General features: G+C 56.0%; 10 protein-coding genes. 6 read left to right on the plus strand and 4 right to left on the minus strand.

Annotated features, from left to right (window positions below; translation table 11 throughout):
* Positions 1–209, plus strand: a 209-nt coding sequence (locus tag B2W52_RS05365) for a hypothetical protein (protein WP_286801782.1), incomplete at its 5' end; no start/stop codon positions are given.
* A 3-nt stretch (positions 210–212) separates the two neighbouring features.
* Here the strand turns inward: B2W52_RS05365 and B2W52_RS05370 are convergent.
* The 4 genes from B2W52_RS05370 to B2W52_RS05385 all read right to left on the minus strand — a co-directional run bounded on the left by B2W52_RS05370 (position 213) and on the right by B2W52_RS05385 (position 4,055).
* Entirely contained in the window at positions 213–623 is a 411-nt protein-coding gene (locus tag B2W52_RS05370; RefSeq protein ID WP_008171134.1) for an ACT domain-containing protein, read from the minus strand.
* Positions 624–819: 196 nt separating this feature from the next.
* A complete protein-coding gene (locus tag B2W52_RS05375) occupies positions 820–2,298 on the minus strand; it encodes an isocitrate/isopropylmalate family dehydrogenase (protein WP_286801783.1) in 1,479 nt (492 codons plus the stop codon).
* Positions 2,299–2,310: 12 nt separating this feature from the next.
* Positions 2,311–2,556, minus strand: coding sequence for a hypothetical protein (locus tag B2W52_RS05380; protein WP_286801784.1), 246 nt, complete (start codon positions 2,554–2,556; stop codon positions 2,311–2,313).
* 29 nt (positions 2,557–2,585) lie between these two features.
* Positions 2,586–4,055 (minus strand): malate:quinone oxidoreductase, encoded by a 1,470-nt coding sequence (locus B2W52_RS05385; RefSeq protein ID WP_273069388.1) that lies wholly within the window; start codon positions 4,053–4,055, stop codon positions 2,586–2,588.
* Positions 4,056–4,332: 277 nt separating this feature from the next.
* On the opposite strand from B2W52_RS05385, the gene B2W52_RS05390 reads away from it, so the two are divergent.
* From B2W52_RS05390 to B2W52_RS05410, 5 genes are all read left to right on the plus strand, one after another.
* Positions 4,333–5,517: a thiamine pyrophosphate-dependent dehydrogenase E1 component subunit alpha gene (locus B2W52_RS05390; protein ID WP_008171137.1), complete on the plus strand. Its 1,185-nt coding sequence runs from the start codon at positions 4,333–4,335 to the stop codon at positions 5,515–5,517.
* A 1-nt stretch (position 5,518) separates the two neighbouring features.
* Complete coding sequence (locus B2W52_RS05395) at positions 5,519–6,496, plus strand: alpha-ketoacid dehydrogenase subunit beta (protein ID WP_273018426.1); 978 nt, start codon at positions 5,519–5,521, stop codon at positions 6,494–6,496.
* A gap of 26 nt (positions 6,497–6,522) precedes the next feature.
* Positions 6,523–8,133, plus strand: a complete 1,611-nt coding sequence (locus B2W52_RS05400) for a dihydrolipoyllysine-residue acetyltransferase (protein ID WP_273069387.1) — start codon at positions 6,523–6,525, stop codon at positions 8,131–8,133.
* Between the two features lie 9 nt (positions 8,134–8,142).
* Positions 8,143–9,987, plus strand: a complete 1,845-nt coding sequence (locus B2W52_RS05405) for a protein kinase domain-containing protein (RefSeq protein WP_273069386.1) — start codon at positions 8,143–8,145, stop codon at positions 9,985–9,987.
* 213 nt (positions 9,988–10,200) lie between these two features.
* Positions 10,201–11,242, plus strand: a 1,042-nt coding sequence (locus tag B2W52_RS05410; RefSeq protein ID WP_286801787.1) for a methyl-accepting chemotaxis protein, incomplete at its 3' end; no start/stop codon positions are given.

The following is an 11,242-nucleotide window of genomic DNA, read 5'->3' on the forward strand; positions in this document are numbered from 1 at the left end:
AACTGATCGATGGGAGAAGCCTCTGCAAAACGGAAGCAGGATCCATCGAAAAACCATTGGAGGTTTTCAAACTTATGAACGTCATCCCTGTGATCACCCTATTTGGCGGCTTGGCTGCATTTTTCGCTCTGGCCGTAACACTGAGATACGCCGCCTGCAAAACTCAGGTGGTTGATAAGCAGAACGACAACCAACTCGCTGGCTCATAAAAGCTAGCCACCCGGATTACTGGCAAGCTCTTTAAGCGCTCTCATCGCCTCATCAATGCGATCGCTAGGCACAAACATGTGATCGTGATAGAACCCTGCTATCACGTTAGTGGTAATGCCCCGTTCAGCCAATAGGCTTGTGACGACAGATGTGAGCCCGAGAGCTTCAAGGCTGGAGTGGCCCTCCAGAGTGATGCGACGGAATACTCTGTAGTAGTCCAGGCCTTCGGTCTTGGCCTCATCTAGAGGAATGACCAGGGTAAGGCCTTCCAGTTCGGCAATGCTGACAATGGGCTTGAGGTGTTCCAGTTCACCGTACTTTGCCTTTGGCACCGTGCAGTAGACATAAGTTGTCGAATCCAGTGTTGGCGAGAGCTGCTTGATCAATTCCTGAAGAAATTCGCTTCGCATCATGTTTACTATCCTTTATCGAAAGGTCATGGTCATGGTCATAACAAAAACTTAGCACTTTCTGCAGGCTACCAAAGCAGAATACTCGTTTTTCCTCCCCATTAACTTTTTCAGGGAACCGTTAAGCTTGGCGGCATGCTGATTCAGGGCAATATCGTCAAATACGGTTGGAAAGCCGGCGCTCCGATGATTCAGACGCTCACTGGAGCGCTTTTTCCACCGCCTCCAGAAAGCCAATCATATCCACCACTTGTTCAGACTCCGGATCAACGGTTTTTCCTTTCAGATCGGCAGTAACGATGCCGCTGTCCACCGTGTCGGTTAATGCCGCTTTCAATTGAACGGCGTATTGGCTCAAAGGCTCGTTGCCTTCCCGCTCACCCAGGGTTTCCAGAGCGTTGCCCAGCGCAAAAATCAGGGCCGACGGGTTGAAATGAGCTACCTTACCGTCGCTCTCGAGATACTTCAGGTAAAGATCATGGGCGGTGCCATGGGGTGCCTCGAACAGCATGGTTCCGTCTTTGCTCTCGATGATTGAACTGGCCGTCGCCAGGCTTCCCCCGAGAGCGGCGGAAATGTCCGAGAAGATATCGCCGTCGAGGTTCTGGGAGGGATAAAGCGCATTTCTCGGTGGATCCGTGATCATCTTTTTAAGCTGGCTGGACGGCCGCATGATCATGAACGAGGGCGGCGGTGTATGCTCGCTGGCCAGTTCCCTGCGCACTTCGGTAATGACCTCGCTGTAGACTTCGTCGTACTCCATGTACTCGCGCTTGAGACCAAAATACACCTCTTTGTCCTTGCGGGAGGCATCCCGGAAGACTTGCAGAACCCAGTCCTTGATGGCTTCCCGGTCATTGGACATGAGCAGCATCGGGTCGCCTTTCCTGACCCGGCGGGCATGCTTCTCGTCACCGTCGACGATCACCTTGAGAATGCCATCCTCCTTGGCCGCCATGTTGAAGCTACCATACTGGTCGCCGCCCCCAGCGCTCATCCGTGAGATGGACACATGAGCCCCGCGGCCTGGAATGCCGAATTCCTTGAGTTGGTTCACCAGCTTGAGCAGCTTTCGCCCGGTGGTATTATCCGGCACACCCCAGAGCGCACGCTCCGGCGGATTGGAAACAATGCGGGCTGCCTGGGCATCAATCAGTTCGTAGTAGTAATTCAGCCCCAGGTCTTCAATCTGCTTCTTGTAGTCACTGTGATAGATGTCCTCGATCACCGAGCGCATGGCCCCATCGTAGCCGGGGATCACCGTATCCTTGAGGCCGAGGTATACGTCTCGTTTTTCTGCGATTGCACGCTGGAAAAAGCGATGCGCCCAGGCTTTCACATCCTCGATGTCATTCGTCGCAAGCAGCCACGGATCGCCTTTGCGAATCTCTCGCCGATGAAGCTCTACCGGGTCGCCGCTGCTGCCCACAAACATCAGCTTGACCACGCCGGTTGCCAGGGAAAGCTGGTTAAAGCTGTCCTTGATGCCGCCGAATTCCATGGTATCCACCTCAATGTCACGCCCGACCCACTGGGGGCGGCGGATGTTGAGGTTGCGGAACTGGATATCCTCGCGGGTAATATTGCCACTGATGCCCTTGCGGATCGCACCATTGGGGGACTTGGTCGCCAGCGGGTGCAGATTTTCGCCATCCACATCCGGGTGTTTCCTGAGCAAGTCCTCCAACTGCTAGCGGTTTACCGTCATGCCAGCGTTCTTTACACCCACTCCGTGGCGTTGGAGCGAATCGATGGCATCAATAACCACCTGGCCATTGGTCAGCAGCCGGTTTTCCGCAGACAGATCGATTTCCTCAAGCTGAATATCAAGCCGTGAGCTCACAAACTTCTTGAGAATGTGTTCAAACGCAACCTGAGCCATCTCGTCGCCGTGAAGGATTACAAGGGGCGAGGTCACACTGATTCTACTGTCCATGAAAATCTCCCTGCTGTTTGTTGGCCTGGTCAGTCCTGCTGCGATGCCGACTGCTTGATCCCTAGCCGTTCATTGACGGCATCCCGGATCTCCCGGTAACGCTCGGGATTTTTCGCCAGGAAATCCAGATTGTCCTCGGGGAATATCTCTTTTTTCTTTTTGCCGGCTTCCTCACTGGTAAAAATAGACGGCAAAAGCTGTTCAAGGCAACGTAGCATGACTTCCGGCGATACCGACGCACCAGGCGATGCACCCAGGAGCGTGCCGTAGGTCTTGTCTTTCGAGACGAGGATCTCTGTACCCATTTGCAGATCTCCATCGCGGATGATCTGAACCCGCTGCCCGGCCTCAACCGCTTTCCAGTTGAACTTCTTGCTCATGCCCGGTGCGAAACTGTCCAGCTCCTCGAACATGCTCTTTTCACCCTTGAAGGTCTCTGAAACCAGATATTTGACCAACGGGAAGTGCTCAATGGCGACATTCAGCAAGCTCGGGATATCGTGGAGGCGCATGGATCGGAGGTAGTCCAGGAACCCCCGGCCCCTCTCCAGCACCGGTTTAAACGAGGCAAAAGGACCAAACAGAAGATAATACCTATCATCCGAAACCCGCAGGTCCAGATGGGGAACGGACATCGGAGGCGCACCCACTTTCGCCTTTCCGTAAGTTTTCGCTCTGTACTGCTCGGCCTGTTCGGCGGTGATCTCGGCCTGCAGGAACCGTCCGCCGACGGGAAAACCGGTGAAGCGGCGCGCGAAAGGCAAGTGACTCTTTTTCAGGATCGGGAAGGCACCGCCGCCGGCACCGACGAAAAGAACGTCGGCCTTGTAGTGGCGATCAACGCCCCTGCTCTGGGTTTCCACAAGCCAGCTTCCGGCGGGGCTGCGATGCACTCGCTTGACGTGCGTCCCGTATTCAATTTTCACCCCAAGATCGTCAACAGCATGCTTGGCCATTTGCTCTGTGAGGGCGCCAAAGTTGACGTCCGTGCCCGTCTCGATAACGGTCGCCGCCATTTTCTCGTGTCTGGGCCGCTCCTCCATGGTGTATGGAATCCAGCTCTTGATCTCGTCGAAATCCTCGGAGTAACGCATCTGTTCGAAGAAATGGTGGGACGACATCTCATTGAACCGGAGCTTCAGTTCCTGAATAGACGGCTCGGAGACGATGGTGCAGTGCTTGGTCTGGTTGATAAACGATTTGGGGTCTTTGATGGCCCCTTTCTGGATCAGGTACGCCCAGAACTGCTTGGCCACATTGAACTGAGCGTGAATCTTCACCGCCTTTTCGACTGAAATAACCTCTTCGTCCACCGGCGTATAGTTCAGCTCACAATTCGCCTCGTGCCCGGTTCCGGCGTTATTGAACACCCAGGAGTTGCCTGCCCCGGGGCCGTCCAGTCTTTCGAGAATGGTGATATCCAGTTCCGGTGCCAGTTCTTTCGCGAGGGTCGCGAAAGTTGTGCCCATGATCCCTGCGCCAATGATGATTACGTTCATTAAAACCTACCCACGTGAGTCGAATGTCTGAACAAGGTTGGAAAAGTGTGTGTATTGACGGTAGCACGCTTCGGCAGACACGGAAAACGCGTGCCGAGCGTTCATTAACAAAGGAAATTTCTGAACAGAAGGGTCTACCCCTGTTTCGCAGTTTACGTTAAGGTAAACATGAACTGGCGGGAATCACACCAGATTTCGCCAGGCTGTCTACAATGACATTAACTACACTCCCACAAGGAGTGTTTGTTCCTCAGGCCACTACCCCAGGAAGAGGATTATGACAACAACAAAGTCCAAAGTTGTGTATTCCCCAGTGTTTACCGACGGTGCGGAGTTCCGGATTCCCACCTTCAAGCTCCTGAAACAGGACGGCAAGCTCTACAAGAGCGCCAAAGCTCCTGATCTCGACAAAGACAAGGCCCTCCGTATATACCGGGCCATGGTCACTACCCGAATTCTTGACGAGCGAATGCTTGCTGCCCAACGGCAGGGCCGCTTGAGCTTTTACATGCAGTGCACGGGCGAAGAAGCTGCCGTGATCGGCAGTGCCGCAGCACTGGATGATGGCGACATGATCATGGCGCAGTACCGGGAGCAAGGTGCCCTGGCCTACCGCGGCTTTACCATTGATGAATTCATGAACCAGTTGTTCGGCAACGAGATGGACTATGGCAAGGGCCGCCAGATGCCGGTCCACTATGGCTCGAAGAAGCTGAACTACATGACCATTTCCTCGCCGCTGGCCACCCAGATTCCCCAGGCCGCAGGCTATGCCTATGGTCAGAAACTGCGAGGCGAAGGCCTCTGCACGGTTACCTATTTTGGTGAAGGCGCCGCCTCCGAAGGCGACTTTCATGCTGCCCTGAACATGGCTGCGGTTCATCGGGTACCGGTGATCTTCCTGTGCCGCAACAACGGGTATGCCATTTCTACGCCGGCCGCCGAACAGTTTGCTGCCGACGGCGTTGCACCCCGGGCCTACGGCTACAAGATGGACGTGATCCGGGTGGATGGGAACGACATTCTTGCGATGTATCAGGCCACGCAGGAGGCCCGAAAGCTCGCCGTGGAACACAACCGCCCCGTATTGATTGAGGCCATGAGTTATCGCCTGGCTGCCCACTCCTCCTCCGACGATCCATCCGGCTACCGGAGCAAGGATGAAGAAGCCGTGTGGCGCGAGAAAGATCCGATTCTGCGTATGCGCCTCTGGCTGGAAAGCAAGAAATGGTGGAGCGAGGACGACGAAAAGCAGCTCCAGGAAAACATGCGCCGGGAAGTGCTCGAAACCATGAAGCGAGCCCAGAAACGGCCACCACCGCCGCTTGAATCATTGGTGAGCGATGTCTACGACGAGGTGCCACCTGCCCTGGCTGAGCAGTTCGACAAACTAAAGGCGCATATCCGCCGGTACCCGGACGAATACCCGAAGAGTGCCGAACACGCCAAGGGAGGGGCCTGAGATGACCAAGATGAATATGCTCCAGGCCATCAACAATGCCCTCGACACCGCAATGGCGGAAAACGAGCGAGTGCTGTGTTTCGGTGAGGATGTCGGCGTCTTTGGCGGTGTTTTCCGTGCCACCAGCAACCTGCAACAGAAATACGGCAAAGCCCGCTGCTTTAACACGCCTCTGGTAGAGCAAGGCATCATCGGGTTTGCCAACGGCCTGGCCGCACAGGGTTCGGTGCCGGTGGCCGAGATCCAGTTTGCCGACTACATTTTTCCGGCCTTCGATCAGATCGTGAACGAATCCGCCAAGTTCCGCTACCGTTCAGGCAACCTGTTCAACGTGGGCGGACTGACCATTCGCGCCCCCTACGGCGGCGGCATTGCCGGCGGCCTGTACCACTCCCAGTCACCGGAGGCCTACTTTGCCCATACCCCGGGCCTGAAAATCGTAGTACCGCGCAACCCGCATCAGGCCAAAGGGCTGCTGCTTGCCGCTATCCACGATCCCAACCCGACCCTGTTCTTTGAGCCCAAGCGCCTGTACCGGGCCTCGGTGGGTGAAGTGCCGGATGAAGACTATCGCCTGCCCCTGGGCGAAGCCGAAGTCACCAAGGAAGGCACGGACGTGACGGTTCTGGGCTGGGGCGCCCAGATGGAAGTGATTGACCAGGCCGTGGAACGGGCCGAGAAAGATGGCATTTCGTGCGAAGTCATCGACCTCAGGACGATTCTGCCCTGGGATGTGGAAACCGTCGCCAACTCCGTGTTCAAGACCGGACGGCTGGTGGTCACCCACGAAGCTCCCCTGACCGGCGGATTCGCCGGTGAAATCGCCGCCACGATTCAGGAGCGCTGTTTCCTGTATCTGGAGTCTCCGATCGCACGGGTAACCGGGATGGACACCCCCTTCCCGCTGGTGCTGGAAAAAGAGCACCTGCCCAACCATCTGAAGGTCTATGAGGCCATCAGGGCGAGCGTTGAATTCTAGGCTGATATCAGGACAGGAGAGTGACTATGAGTGATTTTATACTGCCCGATATCGGCGAAGGTATCGTGGAATGTGAACTGGTCAAATGGCTGGTTAGCGAAGGCGATGTGATTGAAGAAGATCAACCGGTCGCCGAGGTAATGACGGACAAGGCCCTGGTGGAGATTCCGGCACCCTACAGAGGCCGCGTGACACGCCTCTACTACAAGGAAGGCGACATCGCCAAAGTCCATGCCCCGCTGTTCGAGCTGGTGGATGAAAGCGAAAGCAGTGGCCAGGCGTCAGCGGCCAGTTCTCCGGAACCTGCCGAAGCAAAGCCGGCTCCCGAGGCGGAAAAAAAGCCGGCCTCCGGCGCCGAATCGGAAGATAACGCCACCGAAGACTTTATCCTGCCGGATATCGGCGAGGGTATCGTTGAGTGCGAGGTGGTGGAATGGCGCGTTGCCGAAGGTGACGAAATCGAGGAAGACCAGCCTGTTGTGGATGTTATGACCGACAAGGCCATGGTCGAGATTACCGCCCCTAAAGCCGGGCGCGTCACCAAACTTTATCACCAGCAGCAGGCCATGGCCAAGGTTCATGCCCCGCTGTTTGCGTTCATTCCCCGGGATCGTGAAGAGCCGGAGGAAGCTAGAATCAAACCGGAGCCCGCGGCTCAACTCTCAACCGCGACAGCCTCGCCTGTCGCTGCGGCCAGCCGACAGCGTATTCCGGCCAGCCCTGCCGTTCGCCGCCTCGTACGGGAGCATGAACTCAACCTCTCGGATATTCAGGGATCCGGCAAAGATGGCCGTGTGCTGAAAGCCGATGTATTGGCTCATATCGAGGAAGGCCCGAAACAGGCCCACGTCCAGGCACAGAACCAGGCTCCCGCCGACGATGCGCAAACGGCCACCACCAGCAGTGCCCGCAGGGCGCCTGCCGCCGAACAGGAAGCACGAGTCGAACCCATCCGCGGAATAAAAGCTGCGATGGCGAAAAGCATGGTCAAATCGGCCACCACCATTCCTCACTTTATCTACAGCGAGGATATTGATGTCACCGATTTGCTCAAGCTGCGGGAACAACTGAAACCGGAGGCAGAAGCGCGGGGCTCAAGGCTGACGCTCATGCCCTTCTTCATGAAGGCCATGGCCCTGGCAGTTCAGGAATTCCCGGTACTTAACAGCCAGCTCAACGATGACGTCACGGAGATTCACTACCTGCCCCAGTGCAATATCGGTATGGCGGTGGATGGAAAAGCCGGCCTGACGGTGCCGAACATCAAAGGCGTGGAAAGCCTCTCGTTGTTGGGCATTGCCGACGAGGTTGCGCGCCTGACCGAAGCAGCCCGATCCGGCCGCGTCAGCCAGGAAGACCTCAAGGGCGGCACCATTACCATCTCCAACATTGGCGCATTGGGCGGAACTTACACCGCGCCCATTATCAACGCGCCGGAAGTGGCCATCGTTGCCCTTGGGCGCACACAGAAACTGCCCCGGTTTGACGCCAACGGCCAGGTGGTGGAGCGCGCCATCATGACCGTGAGCTGGGCCGGCGACCATCGCATTATCGACGGAGGCACCATCGCCCGATTCTGCAACCGCTGGAAGGGCTACCTGGAATCGCCCCAAACCATGCTCCTGCATATGGGCTGACGTTTCATCATGGCGCAGAAGACGCAACTGCAGCAGTTCTACATACCCGAAGAGCAGTCGATCTACCTGCTCAGCCATGATGATGCCAAAAAGCTCAAAGACTGGGTGGCGCTCTGCGCCGCCCAGCTCCGCCAACTCGGCTACCAGAACATAGAGCTGATTGGCAAGGGTGCTTACGGCTTTGTATTCTCAGGCCGCCTGCCCGGCACCGCAGCCGGGGGCCCGGAACATGTTTTCAAATTCACCCGCATCAACCTGCCTCGGCATCTTCAGGACCGGCTTGAAGATGAAGCCTACATTCTGGAGCAGGTCCGCCATCCCAGGGTGCCACGGCTGATTTCCTACCAAAGAGCCAATAACCAGCCGATTCTGGTGATGGAGCGTGCTGCCGGATTAAATCTGGAAGAGGTTTCCCTGCGTGATGGTCGTCTGAAACCACGGCTCATCATGCGCATCGCGGACCAGCTGGCCGACACCCTGCGAAACCTTCGCCGTGAAAATGGACCGGCCGGCAGGCCAATCGTTCATGGCGATATCAAACCTTCCAATCTGGTCTTCGACGCCAGCACTGAAAACATTGCCCTGATTGACTGGGGCTCTTCCGTGTTTGCTCAGTTGGACGCCAACCAGCAATTCATCACCGCCAACGTGATGGAGCTGATGTCCGACAACCTCCAGCAAACAAACGCACGGCTCGGGGATGTGTATTTTATCGGCGAGGAACAGCTCAACGGCGGGCTGTCGTCTCCCCGTTTCGATGAACAGGGAGCAGCCGGCACGCTCTATGCCCTGGCGTCAGCCCAATCCTGCCGCTTTGGCCATCGGGCCATCCCGGCCACCTCACTGGGCCTGCCCATGGAATTCGCGCGCATGCTGGATGGCATGCTGTCACCGGATCCGGAAACTCGCCGTAAGGCCGGCGATTACTATCTGACAGAGATGCCGCGTATGGCCCGCACGGTGATGATCGATCTGCCGGAAACCCCGGTCGCGGCCCAGGTACCCGTGTGGGTGCGTGCCTCTGACCAGGAAATTGACACCGTGGTTTACAGCTCGCGTAAATCCTTTCTCAGGGAGGAAGGCGCACCGGAAACCCTCAACGACGTCAATGACGTACAGCTGGACCGCTACTACAAGAATTTCATGCAGGGCATGGGCGAAACCGAAAAGGCGTTTCTGGCAGCCGTGAGCCGGCTCGGGCGCTACCCGGTGGAAGGTGGACTGGCCGTGCGCTGGGAAACCGATGGCATCTACATCGACACTTCCCTGAATCTGCACGATCCTGCCTTGAAGTCGGCGTTTGTGCAGGCCGTCAACAATATGGTTTTCCTGGCCCAGGCCATTTACCGCAAGGGGATTTTCAAAAGCTGTCTGTTCAACGCCCGCAATACCTTGCACGTTGATCGCGATGAACCAACCCACCCCTTTGTTGTATCACCCGATATGAAATTGCACTACGAGGTAAGCCCCGCGCCTGAGGTTGAAGACGAAAGCCGGGTCCACTCTTACTTCGAGGACGGCCCGGACCCGGAGGAATTCCTGGTGTTACCCGACACCATTATTCACGCCCTCGAAGAACTCAACGCTATTCACCACACTGGCATGATCATCTTCGAAGCCCTGCCCCGCCATCTCAAAATCCATAGCCACTATCGGCTACTGGACCCTGAGCAAGAATCGGAGTTCAGCCGGTTGCTGGATGACATTCTCTCGGCAGTCGAGCAGATAACTGGCCTGGGTGTATCAGGCTTTATGAAGATGCCTTACAAGGACACCCGGTTCTTTCCCCACATCGAGCGACTTCCCGAACGCTACTACCCGCGTAATCCAAGGACTGAGCATGCTTCTACCTGAGGCAAAACACAGCTTCAGTTTTGAGAAACCGTGCCGTTACCTGTTAAAACAAATTAATAGAAGGACTACGCTTTGGCTTCCTCTTTTCTCGAATCCTTAGAACGAAAATTAGGTGTCCCGGGCAAGCTATTGATAGCGCCTGTTTTTGTTCTTCTCCTCTTCGCCTCTGTCACCTTTTTCAGCGTGAACGAATTTCAGGCACTCGACCAGCGTATGAACACGGTCGCCCGCGATCTTGCGCCAGAAACGGCCATTGGAACTGAGTCGGTCATCAGCGTTTATCGAATGCGCCTTCGGGTATTCGATTACTTTTCCACGGGCAACGAGGAAACCCTGGAACGGTTTGACGAGATGGAAACGGATTTCAGAGCGGTCATGGCCAAAGCTCAGGAGGACATTCAGGAGCCCGAGCGAGCGAGCCTCGTTGATCGGATTGAAGATACAACCAATCAGTACATTGAGTCTTTCAGGAACGTCTTGGTTCCGGCAAAGCGTCAGGTACTCAGCATTATTGCAGAACAACTGGATGTGCACGGACCTAACGCAACAAAAGCCCTCAGGCTTGCATTAAATGGCGTTGCCAACCGTGAGCCAGACAGCGAACTGAGAGCCGGTCTGGAGCAACTCCTTAACGATGCGTTGATCATGCGGATGACTGCCGAGCGGTACCTGGCAACTGGCGACGAGGATTCGCAAAAAGCCCTCGGTTGGGCCATTGAAGATCTGTCTGACGCCCTCGAACTGATTGATGCCGAGAATGGTCCCGAATTTGTTCAGGTATACCTGAACACCGTTGTTGAGGAACTGGAAGCCTACCGAGCTGCTGTTCAGAAAATGCTTGAGCAGCAGAGCATTCTCGTCAACGTTAAATCCCAGAAGCTGGACGTGCTGGGACCGGAAATTGCGAGCATGGCGAGGGAACTTGAAGCAAGTATATTTGCCTCCCTGGACGAAGAGGCCGATGAGGCAACCGCCGAAACCGATCTAGCTCTGAAATTTACTCTGGCAGCTTTCCTGGTCTCTGCCGTACTCGGATTGATTGTTGCGATTGTGATGAGCCGTTTGATGGGCAACAGCGTGAAACGCGCCAAGACTGAAATTCTCGGTTACCTCGATGACATCGCCAATAACAACGGCAACCTCTCAACCCGACTCACTCCGGGCCGTCCCGATGAGATCGGTGACTTCATCGACGCAGTCAACACCTTCCTGCAAACGCTCGAGGAAACGATTTCCCGAATTGTGACGGCGTCTC

Origin of the sequence: Marinobacter sp. UBA2498 (genome assembly GCF_002341575.1) — a bacterium.
GTDB lineage: Bacteria > Pseudomonadota > Gammaproteobacteria > Pseudomonadales > Oleiphilaceae > Marinobacter > Marinobacter manganoxydans.